This is a genomic window from Prevotella histicola (assembly GCF_055385135.1).
Genome location: NZ_AP043793.1, coordinates 92,510 through 114,137 on the forward strand (window position 1 = coordinate 92,510; position 21,628 = coordinate 114,137).

20 protein-coding genes are annotated in these 21,628 nt (G+C 39.7%); 15 read left to right on the forward strand and 5 right to left on the reverse strand.

The window, feature by feature from the left end; translation table 11 throughout:
* The first annotated feature begins 62 nt into the window (after positions 1-62).
* A complete protein-coding gene (locus tag ACZ48L_RS00350) occupies positions 63-674 on the forward strand; it encodes an HU family DNA-binding protein (protein WP_008822235.1) in 612 nt (203 codons plus the stop codon).
* Between the two features lie 72 nt (positions 675-746).
* Here ACZ48L_RS00350 and pheS read toward each other — a convergent pair whose 3' ends face one another.
* The gene (gene pheS / locus ACZ48L_RS00355; protein WP_464721989.1) at positions 747-1,784 is read right to left on the reverse strand and encodes a phenylalanine--tRNA ligase subunit alpha; all 1,038 of its coding nucleotides are present in this window, start codon (positions 1,782-1,784) and stop codon (positions 747-749) included.
* Between the two features lie 140 nt (positions 1,785-1,924).
* Between pheS and ACZ48L_RS00360 the strand changes: the two genes are divergently transcribed.
* The 3 genes from ACZ48L_RS00360 (at position 1,925) to ACZ48L_RS00370 (ending at position 4,725) form a co-directional block, all read left to right on the forward strand.
* Positions 1,925-2,779, forward strand: coding sequence for a DUF4348 domain-containing protein (locus tag ACZ48L_RS00360; RefSeq protein WP_008822237.1), 855 nt, complete (start codon positions 1,925-1,927; stop codon positions 2,777-2,779).
* A gap of 9 nt (positions 2,780-2,788) precedes the next feature.
* The gene (gene murB, locus ACZ48L_RS00365; RefSeq protein WP_025791614.1) at positions 2,789-3,793 is read left to right on the forward strand and encodes a UDP-N-acetylmuramate dehydrogenase; all 1,005 of its coding nucleotides are present in this window, start codon (positions 2,789-2,791) and stop codon (positions 3,791-3,793) included.
* Positions 3,794-3,963: 170 nt separating this feature from the next.
* Positions 3,964-4,725: an MBL fold metallo-hydrolase gene (locus ACZ48L_RS00370; RefSeq protein ID WP_025791615.1), complete on the forward strand. Its 762-nt coding sequence runs from the start codon at positions 3,964-3,966 to the stop codon at positions 4,723-4,725.
* 267 nt (positions 4,726-4,992) lie between these two features.
* Here the strand turns inward: ACZ48L_RS00370 and ACZ48L_RS00375 are convergent, their stop codons facing one another.
* Positions 4,993-5,172, reverse strand: coding sequence for a PG1828 family lipoprotein (locus ACZ48L_RS00375; protein ID WP_025791617.1), 180 nt, complete (start codon positions 5,170-5,172; stop codon positions 4,993-4,995).
* Between the two features lie 343 nt (positions 5,173-5,515).
* Between ACZ48L_RS00375 and mtaB the strand changes: the two genes are divergently transcribed.
* From mtaB to ACZ48L_RS00430, 11 genes are all read left to right on the forward strand, one after another.
* The gene (gene mtaB, locus ACZ48L_RS00380; RefSeq protein WP_025791618.1) at positions 5,516-6,868 is read left to right on the forward strand and encodes a tRNA (N(6)-L-threonylcarbamoyladenosine(37)-C(2))-methylthiotransferase MtaB; all 1,353 of its coding nucleotides are present in this window, start codon (positions 5,516-5,518) and stop codon (positions 6,866-6,868) included.
* Positions 6,865-7,914, forward strand: coding sequence for a glycosyltransferase family 2 protein (locus ACZ48L_RS00385; RefSeq protein WP_025791621.1), 1,050 nt, complete (start codon positions 6,865-6,867; stop codon positions 7,912-7,914). The genes mtaB and ACZ48L_RS00385 overlap by 4 nt, the downstream gene beginning before the upstream one ends.
* A 95-nt stretch (positions 7,915-8,009) precedes the next feature.
* Positions 8,010-8,822, forward strand: a complete 813-nt coding sequence (locus ACZ48L_RS00390) for a gliding motility protein GldB-related protein (protein ID WP_025791622.1) — start codon at positions 8,010-8,012, stop codon at positions 8,820-8,822.
* 704 nt (positions 8,823-9,526) lie between these two features.
* A complete protein-coding gene (locus tag ACZ48L_RS00395; RefSeq protein WP_025791624.1) occupies positions 9,527-10,243 on the forward strand; it encodes a carboxypeptidase-like regulatory domain-containing protein in 717 nt (238 codons plus the stop codon).
* 11 nt (positions 10,244-10,254) lie between these two features.
* The gene (locus tag ACZ48L_RS00400; RefSeq protein WP_025791626.1) at positions 10,255-10,992 is read left to right on the forward strand and encodes a carboxypeptidase-like regulatory domain-containing protein; all 738 of its coding nucleotides are present in this window, start codon (positions 10,255-10,257) and stop codon (positions 10,990-10,992) included.
* Between the two features lie 11 nt (positions 10,993-11,003).
* Positions 11,004-11,717 (forward strand): carboxypeptidase-like regulatory domain-containing protein, encoded by a 714-nt coding sequence (locus tag ACZ48L_RS00405; RefSeq protein ID WP_025791628.1) that lies wholly within the window; start codon positions 11,004-11,006, stop codon positions 11,715-11,717.
* Between the two features lie 11 nt (positions 11,718-11,728).
* Positions 11,729-12,436 carry a carboxypeptidase-like regulatory domain-containing protein gene (locus ACZ48L_RS00410; RefSeq protein ID WP_464721990.1) on the forward strand — a complete coding sequence of 236 codons (708 nt, stop codon included), beginning with the start codon at positions 11,729-11,731 and terminating at the stop codon, positions 12,434-12,436.
* 11 nt (positions 12,437-12,447) lie between these two features.
* Positions 12,448-13,149, forward strand: coding sequence for a carboxypeptidase-like regulatory domain-containing protein (locus ACZ48L_RS00415; protein ID WP_025791630.1), 702 nt, complete (start codon positions 12,448-12,450; stop codon positions 13,147-13,149).
* On the forward strand, positions 13,134-13,754 hold the full coding sequence (locus ACZ48L_RS00420; RefSeq protein WP_025791632.1) for a radical SAM protein: 621 nt from the start codon (positions 13,134-13,136) through the stop codon (positions 13,752-13,754). The genes ACZ48L_RS00415 and ACZ48L_RS00420 overlap by 16 nt, the downstream gene beginning before the upstream one ends.
* Positions 13,755-13,840: 86 nt before the next feature.
* Entirely contained in the window at positions 13,841-19,408 is a 5,568-nt protein-coding gene (locus ACZ48L_RS00425) for an alpha-2-macroglobulin family protein (protein ID WP_315513508.1), read from the forward strand.
* A 132-nt stretch (positions 19,409-19,540) separates the two neighbouring features.
* A complete protein-coding gene (locus ACZ48L_RS00430; protein ID WP_036870510.1) occupies positions 19,541-20,545 on the forward strand; it encodes a 4-hydroxy-3-methylbut-2-enyl diphosphate reductase in 1,005 nt (334 codons plus the stop codon).
* A gap of 140 nt (positions 20,546-20,685) precedes the next feature.
* Here the strand turns inward: ACZ48L_RS00430 and ACZ48L_RS00435 are convergent, their stop codons facing one another.
* From ACZ48L_RS00435 to ACZ48L_RS00445, 3 genes are read right to left on the reverse strand one after another with little or no spacing between them, the layout of a single operon-like run.
* Positions 20,686-20,973 carry a hypothetical protein gene (locus tag ACZ48L_RS00435; protein ID WP_025791634.1) on the reverse strand — a complete coding sequence of 96 codons (288 nt, stop codon included), beginning with the start codon at positions 20,971-20,973 and terminating at the stop codon, positions 20,686-20,688.
* A 5-nt stretch (positions 20,974-20,978) separates the two neighbouring features.
* A complete protein-coding gene (locus tag ACZ48L_RS00440; protein WP_008822253.1) occupies positions 20,979-21,332 on the reverse strand; it encodes a phage holin family protein in 354 nt (117 codons plus the stop codon).
* Positions 21,333-21,341: 9 nt separating this feature from the next.
* Positions 21,342-21,557 (reverse strand): YtxH domain-containing protein, encoded by a 216-nt coding sequence (locus ACZ48L_RS00445; RefSeq protein WP_025791635.1) that lies wholly within the window; start codon positions 21,555-21,557, stop codon positions 21,342-21,344.
* Positions 21,558-21,628 lie beyond the last annotated feature (71 nt).

Sequence of the window (21,628 nt, forward strand, 5' to 3'; positions counted from 1 at the left end):
GGAATACGAAATACGCAGAGAAATACAACAAGAACCATATAAACTTAAAACATAAACCGTATATGAGTGTAAAGTATAAGCTTCTAAAGTATCATGGACACTTCTCTACTCGTTCAGATTTCAGAGCAGTTACCATTGAAAATCAAGTCGTAGGAATTGACCGCATCGGTAAGAATATCCAAAGTGCATCGTCACTTACACAGTCTGATGTCATAGCTGTTGTAGCAGCATTGAAGGAAGAAATATCCTTTCAACTGATGTCGGGTAATGCCGTACATCTACCAGGAATAGGTTATTTCACGCTTTCTGTGAAGGGTAAACTATACCAAGATCCGCGTTCTGGCCATTATCGATTGCGAGATCCTGAGGCACGGACTGTTAAGTTTCGCCCTGATACAGAGATGATGGAGGCAATCCTTCATACCGAGTTCGAGAATGTTACTTATCGGCAGGGCGTTTCCTCTATCCCAACCTATAAGGAGATTGATGAGGCTATCGAAAGGTTAGGAACGGATAGACCTTTCTTCTCTGTGGACGACTTGCGTCTCAGCCTTAACCTTTCGCAAGCAAATGCTTATCGCATTGCGGCACGATTGGTGGAAGAAGGAAAGATAAAGAATATTGGAAAAGGGAGGAGTAAGCTATATGTCTTGGGGGGACATGATGCTAAATAGCCATAAATAAAAAAGAGGATGTGCTGACACATCCTCTTATATCCGTTTTATTGTATTCTGATAGGTTGCTGCCTATGCTCCTTCGAACTCTCTTAGGAATCGTGTATCATTCTCAGAGAAGAGGCGGAGATCGCTGACACGATATTTCAAGTTGGCTATACGCTCAACGCCCATACCGAAGGCATAACCTGTATATACGCTTGAATCAATACCGCAAGCCTCAAGGTCGTGTGGGTCAACCATACCGCAACCGAGGATTTCAACCCATCCTGTGTGCTTACAGAAACCACAACCTTCACCGCCACAGATGTTACAGCTGATATCCATCTCTGCACTTGGCTCAGTGAATGGGAAGTAGCTTGGTCGAAGACGAATCTTCGTATCTGCACCAAACATCTCACGTGCAAAGGTAAGAAGAATCTGCTTTAGGTCGGTGAAGCTGACATTCTTATCAACATATAAGCCCTCTACCTGATGGAAGAAACAGTGTGCACGGGCTGATATGGCTTCATTACGATATACACGACCTGGGCAAAGCACACGAATTGGAGGCTCATGAGTAGACATGTAATGTGCCTCGTCATTGGATGTATGGCTACGGAGAAGAACGTTCTTAGTAACATCCATGGTGTTGCTACGCTCAACGAAGAAGGTATCTTGCATGTCACGTGCAGGGTGATCAGCAGCAAAGTTCAACATAGTAAACACGTGCTGGTCGTCATCTATCTCTGGTCCTTGGTAGAGCGTGAAGCCCATTCGAGCAAAGATGTCAATGATTTCATTCTTTACCAGCGTCAGTGGATGACGTGTACCAAGGCTGATAGGGTAGGCGGTACGTGTCAAATCAATATCGTCACTCTGTGCCTCACTTGTCTCAAGTTGCTCTTTGAGGTCATTAATCTTGTTCTGTGTGAGTTGCTTGAGTTCGTTGATTTTCATGCCAACTGCCTTCTTTTGGTCAGCTGCTACATTGCGAAACTCGCCCATCAACGCATTGATTTCACCTTTCTTACTTAGATATTTCAAGCGTAGTTGCTCTACATCATCTGCGCTTTTGGCCGTGAGTGTGCTTACTTCATTAAGAAGTTCTTGTATCTTGTCTAATAACATACTGCTTGATTATTTTCCTGCAAAGGTACGATTTATAATCGGAACGGAGAAATTACCATAATATAATTTTATACTTTTGCTACCTTATTAGAAATAAATGTCGTACTTTTGCAAGAAATTTGAGACGAATAAGAGTGAGTATGAGAAAAGTTTTTTTACTTGTTGTATGCGCCTGTACGGCGATGATAGCTATAACCACTGGTTGCACTAACAAAAAAGTAGAAGGAGCTGATAGCACAACGGCTGATTCTTCAGAGGTTGGCGATACAGCAATAGATTCCGTAGATTCTGCTGCAGAGGTCATCGCATCAACACCAATGCCTAAGGCTGCCGATCAGTTGTTTGATGATTTCTTCTTTAATTTTATTGCAAATAAAAAGCTACAAAGGAACCGTATAAAGTTTCCTTTACCTGTAGTGAGAAACAATGGGACTCAGAAGTTGCAGAAGGGTCAATGGAAGATGGACCCTTTCTTCCGTCCACAAGGTTATTATACACTGATATTTGATAAGGAAGCACAGATGAAATATTCTAAGTCAACAGACTTAGACAGTGTTATCGTGGAGAAGATCTATTTGAGAAAAGGTATCGTTGAACAATATTGGTTTGATCACCAAGACGGGATTTGGGAGTTGAATAAGATACGTGATATCTCATTTAAGGAGAGTTATAATGCATCTTTCTTCTCTTTCCTTTCTCGTTTCTTTGCTAACAGAGGTAAAGGTTTCGTGAAAAACCCTTTGGCGTACACGGGTCCAGACCCCAATGGTGAAGAAGTTGCCACTATAAATACGACAATCCCAGCTGATGAATGGTCCTCGTTCTTACCAGAGATTCCTGGTGAAATGATTTATAATATTCTCTATGGACAGAAATATACGGAGACTGATCGTAAGATACTGACTTTCCGAGGACTTGCAAATGGAGCAGAAACACAGCTTATCTTTAAACGTCATGGGAAAGATTGGCGCTTAGAAAAGATAGTTGCATATTAATAGGAATTTATGAATCAATTTAAGTTATATAGCTTACTTTCTCATAATACCTTTGGTATTGACGTGCAGTGTCGTCGTTTTGTTGAATATGAAACGCTTGAAGAAGCGCAGCTTGTAGTGCGCTCTTTGACAGCTGATGATTATCCTTTGTTGATACTTGGAAGTGGAAGTAATCTCTTACTAACAGGTGATTACAATGGGACTGTACTTCATTCAGGAATCTCTTTCATAGAACAACTTGATGATGTGCATGTGCGTTGTGGTTCTGGATATGTATGGGATGATTTTGTAGATTACTGTGTTAAGCATGAACTTTATGGAGCAGAGAACCTTTCTATCATCCCTGGTGAATGTGGGGCAAGCGCTGTTCAGAATATAGGTGCTTATGGTGCCGAAGCAAAAGACTTGATAGAAGAGGTTGAAGCTGTTGAAATTGCAACGGGAGTTGTTTGTCATTTTAAGAATGAAGAATGCCAGTATAGTTACCGGCAAAGTAGGTTCAAGCATGATTGGCATAACAAGTATCTAATCACGTCGGTGACTTATCGTCTCTCAAAACAGTATCGTCCTAAACTTGATTATGGAAATATAAGATTTGCTTTAGCAGAGCGTGGCATAAAGAATCCTACTGCAGCAGAACTTCGTCAGACTATTATAGATATTCGTAACGCAAAACTCCCAGATCCAAAGGAGATTGGCAATGCGGGAAGTTTCTTTATGAATCCTATCTTACCTAAGGAAAAGTACGAGTCTTTGGCTTCGCTTTATGAAGGTATGCCACACTATACTATCGATGAAAACTATGAGAAAGTTCCTGCAGGATGGATGATAGAGCAATGTGGCTGGAAGGGGAAATCACTCGGTAACGTTGGTGTCTATGATAAACAAGCCTTGGTTTTAGTAAATCATGGTGGAGCTACAGGTGCTGACGTCGTCCATCTGGTTGAGGCTATTCAACATGATGTAAAAGAGAAGTTTGGCGTAGAGATTCATCCAGAAGTGAACGTTATATAGTCTTTCTTGGCTTTGTTAGACTTCTAGAAGAGGTAGTTGGGAAGGTCTGGAAATGAATCTTTTTTATAAATAGTATCGTATTCTTGAAACAGGGAGAATATATAAGTGGCAAAGAATCAGTGAGATCTGATTCTCTGACAACTAAGATAAAAGAATCATTAGTGCCAAAGATGACCTTAACTTTTCTTGGTACAGGTACATCTAATGGTGTACCTGTCATTGGTTGTAATTGTAAGGTATGTAAAAGTAAAGACCCTAGAGATAACCGTTTACGTACTTCTGCCTTATTAGAAACAGAACATACGCGTGTTTTAATAGACTGTGGACCTGATTTCCGGCAGCAGATTCTCCCTTTACCATTCCGTAAGATAGATGCTCTATTGGTGACACACATACACTATGATCATGTTGGGGGAATTGATGATCTACGGCCTTATTGCGCATTGGGTGATATAGATATTTATGCAAATGAGGATACTTGTGCTGGCCTTCGGCATAATTTCCCTTATTGTTTTACTGAGAAACTTTACCCAGGTGTTCCTAAGTTGAACCTCCATGCGGTTCTTCCACATTCGCATTTCCAGATAGGAGAACTAGATGTTGTTCCCATTGTTGTTGTGCATGATAAGTTACCAATACTTGGTTTTCGTATAGGGAAGTTGGCTTATATTACAGATATGAAGACTATAGGTGATGCTGAGTTAACTTATTTAAAAGGTGTTGAAACATTAGTGGTAAATGGATTGCGCTGGGAACGGTCACATCATTCACATCAATTAATACCTGAAGCTATAAAATTTAGTAAGCGTATAGGTGCACAAAGAACCTATTTAACACACCTTACACATCAAGTTGGTTTGCATAAAGAAGCACAACAGAGATTACCTGAAGGTGTTTTTCTTGCCTGTGATGGTCTAAAAATAGTTATATAGTGTAGCTTTTCTATTTTCTGGGTAGTAGAATTTCATTCGTGTTTATCAACAACTCCATTGGTGTTTATCAATAACTCTGCTCATGTTTGTCATTAACACCATTGGTGCTTACTTACAACATAGTTCTAATACAATTGTTCTTGTACGTTGTTCTCTCTTCATCTCATAGCTCTATAATTGCATATTTGACTTGAATAACGTATAAAAACAAAAAACCATAGGACTGAGTCCTATGGTCATTTTCTCTCTTTTTTTCTGTTCGTTTGCTTACTTAGCAACTGAGTCAGCAGCAACTGAATCTGTAGCAGCAGAATGAGCGTTAGCGCTATCGTTCTGAACTGAGTCAGCAGATGTAGAGTCAGCGTTAGCAGCTGGCTTAGAGTTGTTGTGACAAGATGCTAAAGAGATAGCTGCAATAGCTACGAACATTAAAACTAATTTCTTCATTTTCTTTTGCTTTTTAAATCTGTAAAACAATCATTTGTTTGTTAAAACGATGCAAAGGTAAGTAACTTTTTTCATTTGGCAATCATTTTTTAAGTACTTTTTTGAACTCATTTTGTAACTAATTCGTAATGTATTGATTATCAATTAGATACAAATATTAAATAAATGTTAATTATTTAATGTGTCCCTACACAGTCTTCTTTTGAACTTCATATTCTTTTCTTTCTTATGATAAATGGTGGTAAAGTTTTCTTTTCATCTTGTTGTATGTTGTAGTAAGTAAAGAAGTAAAAGATGCGTTTTTTTGGTTTTATCTTCATTTTACAGTAACTTTGCAAGCCATATGATAGATACAGCAGCTTTTCAAGGCAAAAAGGCCAGATTCTATACGTTAGGTTGTAAGCTCAACTTTTCGGAGACGAGTACTTTCGCGCGTACCTTATATAATATGGGAGTTCGTGAAGCGAAGAAGAATGAGCAGGCAGATATTTGTCTGATCAATACTTGTTCAGTTACTGAAGTGGCTGATCATAAATGCCGGCAGATTATCCATCGTATGGTTCGTCAAAATCCTGGTGCTTTTGTTATAGTTACAGGTTGCTATGCTCAGTTAGAGAGTGCGACAGTTGCAAAGATTGAAGGTGTGGACTTAGTGTTGGGTAGTAATGAGAAAGCTGACCTAGTCCAGTATTTGAGTGATGCGTGGAATAAAGTAGGAACTGATCCCCATGGTACAGAACCTCAGGGTGAGTACCATTCTGTTAAGACTAAAGATATCAAAAGTTTCCAGGCAAGTTGCTCACGTGGTAATCGTACACGTTATTTCCTGAAGGTGCAGGATGGATGTAATTATTTCTGTACCTATTGTACGATACCTTATGCTCGTGGCTTTTCACGTAACCCTTCTATAGCATCACTTGTCCAGCAAGCGAAGGATGCAGCACAGGAAGGCGGTAAGGAAATTGTGCTAACTGGTGTGAATATTGGTGATTTTGGAGAAACAACAGGGGAGAGTTTCCTTGATTTGGTAAAGGCTCTTGATAAAGTAGAGGGTATTCAACGTTACCGTATTAGCTCATTAGAACCAGATTTGATAGACGATGAGCTTATAGAGTACTGTGCACATTCACGTGCTTTTATGCCTCATTTTCATATCCCATTACAGAGTGGTTCAGATGAAGTCTTGAAGCTTATGCATCGTCGTTATGATACTTCACTTTTCACACATAAGATAAATCTTATCAAAGAAAAGATGCCAGATGCCTTCATCGGAGTGGATGTTATGGTAGGCTCACGTGGTGAAAAGCCTGAATATTTTGAGGAATGTTATAACTTCTTAGATGCTCTTCCTGTTACTCAACTTCACGTCTTCCCTTATTCTGAACGTCCTGGCACATCGGCCTTGTCTATCCCTTACGTTGTCGAAGATCGTGAGAAAAAACATCGGGCACACCGACTTCTGAAGCTATCTGATGAGAAGACACGTGCATTTTATGCTGCCCATATCGGTCAGGAAGCAGATGTTCTCTTTGAGAAAGCTGCGCGTGGAAAGGCAATGCATGGTTTTACTGATAATTACATTCGTGTTGAGTTATCACCAACTCAGGCAAAAGAGGAATATGATAATCAGATACTACGTGTTCGTTTAGGAGGTTTTAACTTCGACCAGAGCTCTTTAAAAGCTGAAATCTTATGAATGTAGCTATTGTTATCTTGAACTGGAATGGTCGGAAAATGATGGAGAAGTATCTCCCGTCAGTATTGAATTTTTCCTGTCGTGAAGCAGAGGTAATTGTAGCAGACAATGCCTCAACAGACGATTCTGTGTCTTGGCTTAGAGAATCCTACCCACATGTGCGTGTAATTCAATTAGATCAGAACTATGGTTTTGCAGAAGGTTATAACCAAGCTCTTAGACAAATTGATAGTAAGTATTATCTTTTGCTCAACAGTGATGTTGAGGTTACCTATCATTGGCTTACCACTTTGATTGAAGAGATGGATGCGCATGATGATGTAGCAGCTTGTCAGCCTAAGATTCTTTCAGTTGTTAACCGTGATTCTTTTGAATATGCGGGTGCCTCTGGCGGATTTATTGATCGTTATGGTTATCCTTTTTGCCGTGGACGAATTTTTGATACAGTAGAAGAAGACAATGGGCAATATGACAATACACAGGAGATTCTTTGGGCAACAGGTGCTTGTCTGATGATACGATCGTGTGATTACTGGGCTGCAGGAGGGCTTGATGGACGTTTTTTTGCACATAATGAAGAGATAGATCTATGCTGGCGCCTGCACAGAATGGGTAAAAGGATCTTCTGTTTCCCCGAAAGTGTTGTGTATCATCTGGGAGGTGGCACACTGCCAAAGTCAAATCCTCGGAAAACATTCCTTAATTTCCGCAATAATTTGACGATGCTTTGGAAGAATCTTCCTGAGGATGACTTACGCCATGTTATGCGTGTTCGTTGGTTCTTGGACTATCTTGCAGCCTTTCAGACTCTTGTTCTTAATCGAAATTGGGGCGATTTTAAGGCAATAGTTTCCGCAAGACGAGCGTTTAAACAATGGAAGAAAGACTTTCCACGTGATATTAACGTGAATAAAACAGTGCATGATACCCCAGCAATGTTAGCTAATTGTACGGTAGATGGTCGTAAACGCTATTCCGTTTTGTGGGAGTATTATGTGCATGGACGTAAACTATTCTCGTCTTTGCCAGAGCGTGATGTTAAATAAAGGTTTGTATTTTAACTTTTTTAGCAAAACGTTTGCGCACAGAAATGTTTTTTATTAATTTTGCAAACAATATCCAAATATTGTAAAAAGAGTTAGTGAAGCAACCGTATTATATATTGTTACTGGTTCTGTTTACCTGTGTTGGGTGTCAGTTCAAGTTATCCTCTGATAGTGAGAATGATAATTCTCTGCTGTTAGAGCTTGAACGTTATGACCGGTTAGAGTATCGTTATCTTACGACGGGCGACTTTTCTGCACTCCAACAAATGAATACGGAGTATCCAATAGAGACCCGAACCTTAATAGAAGATGTCGTAAAAATTGGTGATACAACGGATCCTGATATCAATAGTAAGTTCTTGAAGTTTTATCAAGATACGACTTTACAGACGTTGATAGCTGCAGTTGAATCTGAGTATGCAAATACAGAAGATATAGATCAACAGTTAAGCACAGCTTTTAGTCGGTTAAAGCAAGCGTTACCAAGGATTGAGGTTCCTAAGGTATATGCTCAAATTTCGGCTTTGGATCAGAGTATTATTGTTGGTAATGGTGCGATAGGTGTTTCACTTGATAAATATTTAGGCGCGAATTATCCATTGTATATAAAATATTATTCGCCATCTCAACGTAAGCAGATGACACGAGAGTATATACTTCCAGATTGTCTTACGTTTTATCTCATGAGCATATATCCATTGGATCACTTTGATTCCAGACCTCAACTGGAACGTGATTTGCAGATAGGGAAGATTCAGTGGATAGTAAATCAAGTGATATCAAAGCGTATTTATCGCAATAAATACGAAGATGCCGTAGATGTTTATATGAAGCGAAACCCTAATATTAGTTATGAGACTTTATTAAGAATGACGGATTTCGCAGCGTTTAAGGTAGTAGAAAATTAAAGTAAAGATATAATCTTATAAGAAAAATACGTATATAAGGTTTGTACTTGAGGAGTGATTTATTTTTATTTATGTTTAAAAAGAGGCAGTCTCAGACTCAAGTGTATGAGGGCTTGCTGATATTTTATAAACTTCTCTCAAATCCCGTGGAACAAAATTAATATCATAGTGAGGCATCATATGCTTGACAATCTACTCGTCTATCAAGAGAAAGGCTGAATTCCAAATAAGGAGTTCAGCCTTTTTTTTGTTCTGTTTTTTCAGCCTGTGGGTTTCTATACATGGTCTTTTGTGTTGTAAAAGGGCATGTTTTACACTTCAAAAGGTGCTCTTTTATACCTCAAAAGGGCGTCTTTTGCATTGCAAAAGGGCGTCTTTTAAAAGCCTCTTTTTAATCTATTGGTTTTCAGTCTGTTATAAACTTGTTTTTTCGAGTATTCCACTAAGGTAAGAGAAGGATTAATGTGTACTTTTGTAAAGTCCTTTTGATGGATTGTTTTTTGCAGTGAGTATAATGTCTATGATGTAGTGAGGCTGTATATCCTTTTGTTGGATTTAAAGCAATTGGGCTGATAGATCTTTATATTAAAGATAAATTTATAGCCATATAGGGATAAAAAATCACCTTAAAGCTATCATTTAAATATTTTTTTTATACTTTTGTAAAAGTGGCATAAGTTAAACCTAATATTGCGGTAGTAACGATGGGAACAGGAAAAGAGGTATGTTTAATTCTAAAAGGTATCCGACAAAAGATAGCAGATGCCAATGGTATTAGTTATCAACCCAAAGAATGTCACCACAAGGGGGATTGTACGGGTACTTGTCCTGCTTGTGAGGAGGAGATACGTTACCTTGAACGGGAGTTGAAAGCACGTAAGGGTAATGGCTTCGGTATGAAGGTGGCTGGTATAGCAGCAGGTATCTGCGCTACGGTAATACCGATGACCGCTGCTGCGCAAAGTGTTAAGCCCGATAGTACGGCTAACCTTCCTGTGCAAACAACCAAGAAAGGCGATGTAAAGGTAGTAGACCTTTCTGATGGTTGTGCATCACCTGTGGTTGTACGTGGAATGGTGATGGATAGTGAAGATAATAAACCCTTGGTTGGAGCTTCGATCTTAATAGACGGAACAACCAAGGAAACGGTCACAAACGTAGATGGACAATTTGCTTTGAAAGTACCATCAGATACGTTGTTGGTTATTTCATATATAGGTTGTAAGGAAAAGAAGGTTCGTGTAAGTTCTCTTTTAAGTTCAGATAATAATGTTATTATGCTTGAGGAGGATGAAGCCATTGATTTTTCGGGAATAGCTGGAGGAGTCGTAACTGTTTTGGCAAACTACGATGACGTGTATGGTCATAGGACTTATAAACCGAAGTCGCATAAGGAGAAAACTAAGAAGAAGTGTAAGTAAAGATTAGTATTATGGCAAAAGGGAAGAGTACTTGTAAGCTACTAAAGAGTATTCGGCAGCAGATAGCAGATGCCAATGGTATAAGTTATCAACCCAAAGAGTGTCACCACAAGGGGGATTGTGCGGGTATTTGCCCTGCTTGTGAGGAGGAGATACGTTACCTTGAACGGGAGCTGAAAGCACGTAAGGGTAATGGCTTCGGTATGAAGGTAGCTGGTATAGCAGCAGGTATCTGCGCTACGGTAATGCCGATGACTGCTGCTGCGCAAGCTGTTAAGTCTGATAGTACGGCTAACCCTCCTGTACAAACTACCAAGAAAGCCCCTATAAAGGTAGTAGACCTTTCTGATAGTTGTGCATCACCTGTGGTTGTACGTGGAATGGTCATAGACAGTGAAGATAATAAACCATTGGTTGGAGCTTCTATTTTAATAGACGGAACAACCAAGGAAATAGTCACAAATGTAGATGGACAGTTTGCTTTGAAAGTCCCATCAGACACGTCGTTGGTTATATCATCTATAGGATACTATAAGAAAAAGGTTCGTGTAAGTTCTCTTTTACGTTCTGACAATAATGTTATTATGCTTGAAAAGCATGTGATGACAGGTTTTGTTGCAGTAGCAACAGTAAATGCAACAAGTGATACTGGCAGAGATGGGAGCGCAAGTAATATTGATGATGTGTATGGTCATAAGACTTATAGACCTAAGTCACATAAGGAGAAGAATAAGAAGAAGTGTAAGTAAAGATTAGTATTATGGCAAAAGGAAAGAGTACTTGTAAGTTGCTGAAGAGTATTCGGCAACAGATAGCGGATGCGAACGGTATCAGTTATCAGCCTAAAGAGTGTCACCACAAGGGGGATTGTGCCGGTACTTGTCCTGCTTGTGAGGAAGAAATACGCTATCTTGAACGTGAGTTAAAGGCGCGTAAGGGTAATGGCTTCGGTATGAAGGTGGCTGGTATTGCTGCAGGTATCTGCGCTACGGTAATGCCGATGACTGCTGCTGCGCAAGCTGTTAAGTCTGATAGTACGGCTAATCCTCCTGTACAAACAACCAAGAAAGCCCCTATAAAGGTAGTACACCTTTCTGATAGTTGTGCATCACCTGTGGTTGTACGTGGAATGGTCATTGGCAGTGATAATAAAGAACCAGTGATAGGTGCTTCTGTTGTAATAGACGGAACAAAAAAGGGCGTTGTAACAAATATTGATGGACAGTTTGCTTTGAAGTTACCACCAGACACTTCGTTGGTTATTTCATATATCGGATACAAGACAAAGAAGGTTCATGTAAGCTCTCTTTTGCATTCTGATAATAATGTTATAGTGCTTGAGGAAGATAGAGAGGCAATGTTAGATGGCATTGTAGCAATAGCTACACAACCTACCTGCAAAGATGACGTATATGGTCATAGGACTTACAAACCGAAATCGCATAAGGAGAAGAATAAAAAGAAGTGTAAGTAAGGATTAGTATTATGGTAAAAGGAAAGAGTACTTGTAAGCTATTGAAGGATATTCGGCAGCAGATAGCGGATGCGAATGGTATCAGCTATCAGCCTAAGGAGTGTCATTACGAAGGGGATTGTGCAGGTACTTGCCCTGCTTGTGAGGAGGAGATACGTTATCTTGAACGTGAGTTAAAGGCACGTAAGGGTAATGGCTTCGGTATGAAGGTGGCTGGTATTGCTGCTGGTATCTGCGCTACGGTAATGCCGATGACCGCTGCTGCGCAAGCTGTTAAGTCTGATAGTACGGCTAACCCTCCTGTACAAACTACCAAGAAAGCCCCTATAAAGGTAGTAGACCTTTCTGATGGATGTGCATCACCTGTGGTTGTACGTGGAATGGTCATAGACGAAGAAAATAAAGAACCAGTGATAGGGGCAGGTGTTTTTATAGACGGAACAAACAAGGGCATTGCAACAGATATCGATGGACAGTTTGCTTTGAAAGTTCCATCAGACACGTCGTTGGTTATTTCATATATCGGTTATGAGAAGCAAAAGGTTCATGTAAGTTCTCTTTTACGTCCAGAGAATAATGTTATTATTCTTAAATCCGATGGACGTCAGTTAACTGGAGAAGTTGTTACAGTTGTGAAGACAGTATATAACGATGATGTATATGATCGTAGGACTTATAAGGTGAAGTCGCATAAGGAGAAGACGAAGAAGTGTAAGTAAGGATTAGAGTTATGACAAAGGGAAGGAGTACTTGTAAGCTACTAAAGGATATTCGGCAGCAGATAGCTGATGCGAATGGTATCAGTTATCAGCCTAAGGAGTGTCATTACGAAGGGGATTGTGCAGGAACTTGCCCTGCTTGTGAAGCAGAGATACGCTATTTAGAGACGCAATTAAGAGAACGGAAACGCAAGGGGTGGGGCATGAAAGTGGCTGGTTTGGCTGCTGGTCTTTGTGTTGCTACGGTTCCTCTTACATCATGTCAGAACACTCCCAAAGCTTGCAACGTTGAGAATAAAGCTCAGGATTCTACTGATATGCCAGTTATGGGCGAGAAAGTAGTGATACCAAAAGCACTCACTGCAGATTTGAAGAATGCTATTGTTATTATTGGACGAGTGCTCGACTCTTCTACTGGTAAGGCTGCTCCAGAAGTTAATGTTATGATATTAGGAGGTAAGAAGAGACTATCTTTGGGCGAAGATGGAAGATTTGCATTGCAGGTTAATCGTAATGACTCCCTCGTGTTCTCATCTTATGGGTTTGAGGATAAGGTGATAGCAGTGAAGTCTATTCGTAATCCTAATGATATGGTTGTCCGTTTAGAACCTTCTCTTGACAAAGTAGGGGAGATAGATAGGGAGTATTTAGAGAAAGAATTAGCCGACAGCAGTGCTCCTCAATCACATAAAGAGAAATGCAATCAGAAATAACAGCACCGTTTATTGCCATTAATCGGCACAGACTCACCACGGATGGAGAAGGCGTAACGACATTGGTAGGGTTCCATGGTTGTCCCCTTCATTGCGAGTACTGCTTAAATCCTCAGTGCTTACAAGCGGATGGTGTATGGCGTAGGATGACGCCTGGTGAGTTATATAGTGAGGTGGAGATAGACGACCTTTACTTTATGGCAACGGGCGGTGGCATCTGCTTTGGAGGTGGTGAACCCCTCTTACATTCAGACTTCATTAAGGCCTTTGCAGAGATAATGAATCCTGAATGGAAGTTGACGATAGAGACATCGCTCAATGTTCCACTTAAGAATGTCAAGGCTATCGCTTCGTTGGTGGAGATGTGGTATGTTGATATTAAAGATGTTAATCCAATAATTTATAAAGCTTATACAGGAGAAAGTAATGAGCGAGTCATGCGTAATCTTCAGTGGTTAGCAGACAATGATTACTCTGATAAGATCATCATACGACTGCCTTTAATACCTAAATATAATACAGAGGAGAATCGTGAGCATAGTCAGCAGTTATTGAAGAACATAGGGTTTAATTATTTTGATACGTTTACATATATTGTACGATAATAAGATTATTGATACATAATATGCATAGTGCATTCTTCATTTTCTGTTTTAAAAACATTATCTTTGCAGACACTAAAGAATAAAATATGAAACATTTCCTTATATTATCGGTATTATATATGATGTTACCATTGTCTCTTTTTGCACAGAGCTATGACGATTTATGGAAGCGAGTAGATGCTGCTGGGTCAAAGGATCTACCTAAGACACAGATAGACTTGCTGACAAAGATAGCGAAGAAAGCACAACGGGAAAAAGCTTATGGGCAGCTTTTGGCTGCAGACCTTTTAGCTTCAAGTCTCCAAACACAAATCTCACCTGATTCTATGGACGTAGAAGTTGAAAGATTAAAGGCAAAAGCGCAGGAAGCTGAACGCAAGGATGAGGTCTTGGCTGCTATCTATAATTGTGTTTTAGGAAGGATAGAACAAGGTAAAGAAAAAGGTAATAGTGCTGAATATTTTAAGAAAGCATTATCTAACCCATCGTTGTTGGCACGGCAGAAGGCTGCTAATTATACTCCGTTAGTGAAAATAGGCAAAGATGATAATATCTTTGGAGGAGACTTGCTTCACGTTATAGGTTTACAGGCAAGGGATTTTGACAAACTTAGTCACTATTATGCTGAGCATGGAAATAGAGAGGCAGCTTGCTATGCAGCTTTGCTTGCGGCTGATGAAAGGAAAAATAAAGGTGAGTTTCTCGATTCTTTGATGCGTGTTTATGGCGACTTACCAATATGTGGTGAAGTGGCAATAAGCAAGTATAATTATATGAGAGAGAGGGAGGAGTCTGTAGATAAACGTATTGCTTTAATTGATAACGCACTCTCCCGTTGGGCTTCATGGCCAGCTATGGAAGAACTTCGTTATGCTCGTAAAGAATTGACAGTTCCATTATCTACGGCGGTTGCTGATAAGCTAAGGGTAACAAGTAAGGATCAGAACAATACTGTTAAAGTCGAAGTCCGCAATTTATCAGGCTTAACACTTAACATTACGCGCACGTCTCTAAAAGGCAATCACCAATATAATGTTGATGATAAAAACGATCTGAAAGCTATCAAAGCATCCTTAATACCAACTTCTAAGCAGGTAATTCAGCGTACATATAAGGATTATAAGGACTATGAAGTACTGAAAGATTCTTTTAATCTACCAGCACTTCCTATAGGTGTTTACTTGTTAGAGTTTGTTCCTTCAGATGATCGTTTGGCTAAAGATTACTCTCTTTATTATGTCAGCGACCTATTTGTTATGACGGAAGAGCAGCCTGGAAAGCGCAATCGTTATGTTGTGGTTGACGCTATTGAGGGACAGCCTGTGCCAGGAGCAACCATCCGTATAGATTATAAGAAAGATTATTGGAGTAATAAATTGTTAACTAAATTACTCACAGTGGATAGTAAAGGAGAGGCTTTTATGGCCGATACTGGTAATGAACCTGATGTATTTGTTTACACAAGCAAGGATCAGGCTTTCCCTAGTACTGGGCTTAAAAGCAATTATGACTACTATGAAGTTAATAAGACTAGTAATGTAACGAACCTTTATACTGACCGCTCTCTTTATCGTCCTGGACAGACAGTCCATGCCTCTGCGATTGTATATCTAATGATGCAAAAAGGCTTTAAGATGAAAGCTGAAGCTGGAGTCTCATTTGATATGATATTACGTGATGCGAATGGAAAAGAGCTGAGTCGTAAGCCTGTAACTACTGATCGCTTTGGTACAGCATCTGCTGACTTTGAGTTGCCAAGTAGTGGACTTACAGGTGATTTCACGATTACTACTAATAGTAAAGGGAGTGGGCAAGTTAGTTTCAAAGTAGAGGAATACAAGCGTCCTACCTTTGAAGTAAGTTTTGATGACTACAAGGAGAAGTACACAATAGGTGATACTATCCAACTGAAAGGACATGCTAAGAGTTTTGCAGGTGTCCCTGTACAGAATGCGAAAGTGGCTTACTGGGTTAAGCGACGTCCTATGCGTTGGTGGTGGGATAGCTATGAGAATGATGAGAACGTTCAGGTTGGTAATGTTGTAACAGATGAGAACGGTAATTTCACGGTCTCTGTACCTTTTGTTCTATCGAAAGAAGTAGAGAAGGATATGACTTCTAATCGTTCTTTCCGCCCTCGTTTCTATCGCTTCGAGGTAGAGGCTAAGGTGACAGATGCTGGTGGTGAGAGTCGAGAAGGCTCTGTCTCGCTTCCTCTTGGTACTAATCCGACCACGTTGGCATGTGATATTCCAGATAAGAACTTGCGTGATAGCTTGAAAACAATCAAGTTCGATTACCTCAATATGGCTGGTCAACCCATTGACGGGACGGTGAAGTATGTGATTGTTCCACAGCAGAAAGATGAAAAACTATATGTTTATAACAATTATGTAACAGCTAAAGCCAATGAAAAAGTTGCTTTAAAGCCAATGCCCTCAGGTGCTTATCGCTTGCATGCAATCTGTGGGGCAGACACTGTCAATACTGACTTTGTTGTTTTCTCAATGGATGATAAGCAACCAGTAATTACTACACATGATTGGTTCTACTTGAGTGATAACTTCTTCCCACGTGATGGTTCACCTGTCTATCTACAAGTTGGCTCGAGTGATAAAAACCAACATGTAGTTTATTCTATCTATGCTGGTAATAAGATGATAGAAACGGGTTCATTTGATCAAAGTAATAGTATTAAGACAAGAAAACTCTTCTATAAGGAAGAATATGGCGATGGTATTACCTTGAATTATGCGTGGGTGAAGGATGGGGTATTATATTCTCACATGCAGAGTATCGCTCGACCATTGCCTGATAAACGATTAATTACGGAGTGGTCTACTTTCCGTGACAAGCTAATACCAGGTCAGAAGGAAGAATGGATAGTAAGTATTAAACGTCCAGATGGCAAGGCGGCAGATGCTCAGCTGATGGCTACTCTCTATGATAAAAGCCTTGATGCAATTATTGCACACTCTTGGATGCTGAGTCCTTACTTCTCTGTTAGTCAGCCAAGTGTGCTATGGGTGGGTCCAACTATGAATGCTTTGGACTTGGAATCTTATGCTAGTGTAAAGAGAAAAAATGTGCCAGAACTCTCGTTATCAATGTTTGATAATCGTTATCTTGGCTTTTGGGACTCTCCATTTAGTTTCAATTATGGGAAAAGGGCGCGTAATTATGTTCTAATGTCACGTGCAGCAGAGATGAGAGCAATGCCTATGTCTGATTCAGCAGAGAGTCGTGTGTTTAGTGTTGCAGAGCAGATGCCATCGATGAGAACCGATAGGGCAGCTGTGAAATACACTGCTCCTGTCATTAAGAAAGATGAAGAGATAAAGACAGACGAGAAGAAAGGAGACAAGAAGGTGACACCTTCTATGCGTGAAAATCTCAATGAGACCGCTTTCTTCTATCCACAGTTACAGACGGATGGAAAGGGTAATGTAAGTATTAAGTTCACGCTTCCAGAAGGTTTGACAACATGGCGTTTTATTGGTATCTCTCATGATGAAGAAATGAATCATGGCTATTTGACAGATGAGGTAGTTGCAAAGAAGAGTTTAATGATTCAACCAAATATGCCTCGTTTCGTGCGTATCGGTGACGAGGCAATGGCTTCTGCACGATTATTCAATCAATCGGACAAGGATATAGATGCCAATACGAAGATTGAAATTATTGATCCCGCAACTGAAAAGGTGTTGTTTACAGATAGTAAAGAGGTTGTTTTAAAGAAGCAAAGTAATGGTTTAGTAATTTATAATCTATCTTCTTTGTTATCAGAGAAAGCTAATCAGTTATCGGCTGATCAGTCTTTGTTGATTGCTCGCTTCTCGGTAGAGGGCGATGGATTCTCTGATGGTGAGCAACATTATCTACCTGTTCTTCAAAACAAGGAGTATGTTACCAACACCTTACCATTCACTCAGAATGGGGCAGGGGAGAAGGTCGTTGATGTTAATAAGCTATTCCCAAAGAATAGTACAGCACAACGATTGACTATTGAATATACGAATAATCCAAATTGGTTGATGGTTCAGGCATTGCCTTATGTAGCAGAGACAAATGAGAAGAACGCTATTAGTCTTGTTTCAGCTTATTATGCTAATCGTCTGGCAAAGAAGATTATCTCTACTTCACCAAAGATAGAACAGACAATTAATCAGTGGCGTTTAGAAACTGGAAAAGAAACCTCTATGATGTCTGCATTAGAGAAGAACCAAGACTTGAAGACGTTGGCTTTGGAAGAAACTCCATGGTTGAGAGATGCTAATAACGAACGTGAACAGAAGCAAATGTTAGTTCGTCTCTTTGATGGAAACCAATTGCAAAATCGCTTGTCTACGACATTAACCAGTCTGAAGAAGCTACAGAATCCTGATGGTTCTTTTTCTTGGTGGCCTGGAATGAAGGGTAGTTTGTATATGACAGTATCAGTAATAAAAACCCTTGTTCGGTTACAAACACTGACTGATAAGATGGAGACTTCTGCTATTGTTGATGCAGCCTTTCGTTATTTGGATAAGCGAGTTGGAGAGGAAGTCGCCAATATGAAGAAGTATGAGAAGAAGTATAAGACGTTGCTCTTCCCTATGGATGACCTCTGTGATTATCTATATTCAAATGCCTTGGCAGGGCGTAAGGCAACGCCAGATGTCAACTATCTCTTGGATAGACTGTCTAAGAAACCTACTGACTTAACTATTTATGGTAAAGCCCGTACGGCAGTTATTCTTCAACAATATAATAAGGTAGAGAAAGCAAAAGAGTATTTGCAAAGTATTAAGGAATATTTGGTATGTACGGATGAGAGGGGTTGTTACTTTGATACGAAACGTGCACAATATAGCTGGTTTGACTATAAGATACCAACTGAAGTAGCAGCAATTGAAGCTGTGAAACATGTTACGCCAAATGACGAACAGACGCTAATGAATATGCAACGCTGGCTTTTACAGGAGAAGAGAACGCAGAGTTGGGACACTCCTTTGAATACAGTAGATGCTATTTGGGCGTTTATGAATGATGGTAAATGGGTGATGGATAATGGCGAAAGTGCCAAACTTACGTTAGACAACCATCCTTTGAGCACATCACAACCTACAGCAGGACTTGGATATATTAAGGTGACGCAACCAATAGTCGTGCAGTCTACTTCAGAAAAGCAGGAGTTAAAGATTCAAAAGACTAGTACGGGGACCAGTTGGGGAGCTGTTTATGCGCAATTCTTCCAACCTTCTAGTGAGGTTTCAGATGCTACGTCTGGTTTGAAAATTAAACGAGAAATATTAGTTGATAGCACTCAGACAAAGAATATTAATAGTCTGAAAGTGGGAGACAAGGTACGTATTCGTTTGACGATCATTGCTGATCGTGATTATGACTTTGTGCAGGTTGTTGATAGACGCGCAGCTTGTTTGGAACCTGTTAATCAATTAAGTGGTTATTATGGGGGATATTATATCGCGCCGAAAGACTATACAACCGCATATTATTTCGACGTGATGGCTAAAGGTAAACATGTAATTGAAACGGAATATTACATTGACCGTGCTGGCCTATATCATACAGGAACAAGTACTGCTCAATGTGCTTATGCACCAGAATATAATGGTCGTACAGGGGCAATAGTTGTGAAAGTTGAAGAGTAGATAAGTTGATGAGTGGGAAAGTGAATGGAGGAGATGGGTTATTAGATATTGCCGACCAGAAAGTATTACTTTAATTCGCTTTCATCCCTTTATCCTTTCTCCCACTTATATAGACAAACTTCTTTTAAAAAGATGCTTCAAATAGAAATAGATAACGGCAGTGGATTTTGTTTTGGTGTGACCACTGCCATCAAGAAAGCTGAAGAAGAATTGGCTAAAGGTACTAAACTTTATTGCTTAGGTGATATAGTACATAATAGTATGGAGGTAGAACGGCTTACTAAAAAAGGGCTTATTACTATCAATCATGATCAATTACGTGAATTACATGATGTCAAAGTCTTGCTTCGTGCACATGGTGAACCCCCCGAAACATACGAGCTTGCTAAGCGAAATAATATCGAGATTATAGATGCAACATGTCCTGTTGTACTTGCTCTTCAACGCCGTATCAAATCACAGTATGAGAAAGGACATCAGGTTGCTGATATCTCTTTGGAAAATAAGGGTGAGCCTGTTGTTGTGCTTCCCACAAGAAGTCAAACCGAAAATAAATGTGACGAAATCTGTAGTTCATCTCCTGTTTCAACTCCTCTCTCCCCTCGGGAAGAGACAAAGAGTACAGGATCTATCGTCATCTTTGGTAAAAATGGCCATGCAGAAGTCCTTGGACTAGTTGGGCAGACTCATAGTCATGCCATTGTGATTGAGAAGTTTGAGGATGTAAAGGCGTTAGACTTTGAGCACGATATCTACCTTTATTCTCAAACGACAAAGAGCTTGGACGAGTTTCATAAGATAATTGATTATATACAAAGTCATATCTCATCAACAGCAAAGTTCCAAAGCTTCGATACTATCTGCCGGCAAGTTGCTAACCGCATGCCTAATATTTCATTATTTGCAGCTCGACACGATTTGATTCTCTTTGTGGCAGGACGTAAGAGTTCGAATGGTAAGGTTCTATTCCATGAGTGTTTGAGTGTAAATCCTAACTCTTATCAGGTAGAGAGTGCTGATGAAATAGATATGAAGTGGTTTGATGGTGTGCAAACTGTTGGTATTTGTGGTGCAACAAGTACTCCGAAATGGTTGATGGAAGAATGTCGTGATGAGATACTTCGTCATACGAAATAAGCTCTTTAAGTTTGTCTTTTAAATAGCCTTAAAGGCAAGACCGATATGAAAAACAGACGTTTTAAAAAGTAAATGTTAGCTTTTAAAACGTCTGTTTTTTGTTGTTACTTATTGGCTTTTTAACTTGTCAACAAAACAAATCAGCCTTTCTTTCGGAAGATTTTAAGTCCCTTCAAGGGTGATGGTTGTTTTCCTCCTAGCTTCCTGTATAATTTCCATCCTAAGATAGCACCATCTAATACTCCTGCTCCAGTTGTGATCATGCCTGAAAAGCGTTTCGTTGGAGTGCTGTTGTCTTTTGGTTTGTGTACAAGTTCATTCCATAATCCAGCAATCTTGTTGCTGTCTTTTATTATGTCGCTGCGTAATTGTGCCTTGCGTAGCCGTATGTCGTTTAATGACTTGTATCTAGTTGTCTGCTCAATCATAATCTCTATTTTGACATTAAAAGACTCCCTAAGAATCTGACTAGGGGGCGTTCTATCAGACAATGTCGTAGTAAAATGACAATAACCAATAGTAGTAAGTAGAAACCACTGACTATAAGGAAAGCCAAAGCTAGTGAACCTACCAAAGGTTGCAATGCATAAACTGCTGCGAAGGATAGGTAAATGAATGAAATAAGAAGTATGATACAGAATACTACTACCAAGGTAATCACAGTCAATAGCCGTACTACCTTTTCAATTACATCGAGCTTCACATATTCTGACTGAAGCCCGATGTAATGTTTTAGCACCTCTATAAGTTGTGCTATTGTTTCTACATTCTTATCGTTTGAGAACATCTTTATCTGTTAGATAACTTCTGATGCAGCGTCCTTGATATCCTCTACAAATTCGTCGGTTTCCTTACGGCTCAGTTTGATGTCATGCTTCTTACAGAAGTCATCAACAGCATCAGAAATTTTTGAACGTGTGTCTGTTCCTTTTTCTGGAGCAAGTAAGAGACCGAGAGCGGCGCCAGTTATACTACCACAAAGAAAAGCTCCAATGTAACCTAATGTCTTCATATCCTTTATTTCTTTTATTGTTAGTGAAAACTTAATTTTATCATTGGCAAATATAGACAAACTTTCTCAAA

Bases quoted from the DNA above. Each gene is read 5' to 3' on its own strand.
- ACZ48L_RS00350 (WP_008822235.1), top strand. From the start codon at position 63: ATGAGTGTAAAGTATAAGCTTCTAAAGTATCATGGACACTTCTCTACT.
- pheS (WP_464721989.1), bottom strand. From the start codon at position 1,784: ATGTTATTAGACAAGATACAAGAACTTCTTAATGAAGTAAGCACACTC.
- ACZ48L_RS00360 (WP_008822237.1), top strand. From the start codon at position 1,925: ATGAGAAAAGTTTTTTTACTTGTTGTATGCGCCTGTACGGCGATGATA.
- murB (WP_025791614.1), top strand. From the start codon at position 2,789: ATGAATCAATTTAAGTTATATAGCTTACTTTCTCATAATACCTTTGGT.
- ACZ48L_RS00370 (WP_025791615.1), top strand. From the start codon at position 3,964: ATGACCTTAACTTTTCTTGGTACAGGTACATCTAATGGTGTACCTGTC.
- ACZ48L_RS00375 (WP_025791617.1), bottom strand. From the start codon at position 5,172: ATGAAGAAATTAGTTTTAATGTTCGTAGCTATTGCAGCTATCTCTTTA.
- mtaB (WP_025791618.1), top strand. From the start codon at position 5,516: ATGATAGATACAGCAGCTTTTCAAGGCAAAAAGGCCAGATTCTATACG.
- ACZ48L_RS00385 (WP_025791621.1), top strand. From the start codon at position 6,865: ATGAATGTAGCTATTGTTATCTTGAACTGGAATGGTCGGAAAATGATG.
- ACZ48L_RS00395 (WP_025791624.1), top strand. From the start codon at position 9,527: ATGGGAACAGGAAAAGAGGTATGTTTAATTCTAAAAGGTATCCGACAA.
- ACZ48L_RS00400 (WP_025791626.1), top strand. From the start codon at position 10,255: ATGGCAAAAGGGAAGAGTACTTGTAAGCTACTAAAGAGTATTCGGCAG.
- ACZ48L_RS00405 (WP_025791628.1), top strand. From the start codon at position 11,004: ATGGCAAAAGGAAAGAGTACTTGTAAGTTGCTGAAGAGTATTCGGCAA.
- ACZ48L_RS00410 (WP_464721990.1), top strand. From the start codon at position 11,729: ATGGTAAAAGGAAAGAGTACTTGTAAGCTATTGAAGGATATTCGGCAG.
- ACZ48L_RS00415 (WP_025791630.1), top strand. From the start codon at position 12,448: ATGACAAAGGGAAGGAGTACTTGTAAGCTACTAAAGGATATTCGGCAG.
- ACZ48L_RS00420 (WP_025791632.1), top strand. From the start codon at position 13,134: ATGCAATCAGAAATAACAGCACCGTTTATTGCCATTAATCGGCACAGA.
- ACZ48L_RS00425 (WP_315513508.1), top strand. From the start codon at position 13,841: ATGAAACATTTCCTTATATTATCGGTATTATATATGATGTTACCATTG.
- ACZ48L_RS00430 (WP_036870510.1), top strand. From the start codon at position 19,541: ATGCTTCAAATAGAAATAGATAACGGCAGTGGATTTTGTTTTGGTGTG.
- ACZ48L_RS00435 (WP_025791634.1), bottom strand. From the start codon at position 20,973: ATGATTGAGCAGACAACTAGATACAAGTCATTAAACGACATACGGCTA.
- ACZ48L_RS00440 (WP_008822253.1), bottom strand. From the start codon at position 21,332: ATGTTCTCAAACGATAAGAATGTAGAAACAATAGCACAACTTATAGAG.
- ACZ48L_RS00445 (WP_025791635.1), bottom strand. From the start codon at position 21,557: ATGAAGACATTAGGTTACATTGGAGCTTTTCTTTGTGGTAGTATAACT.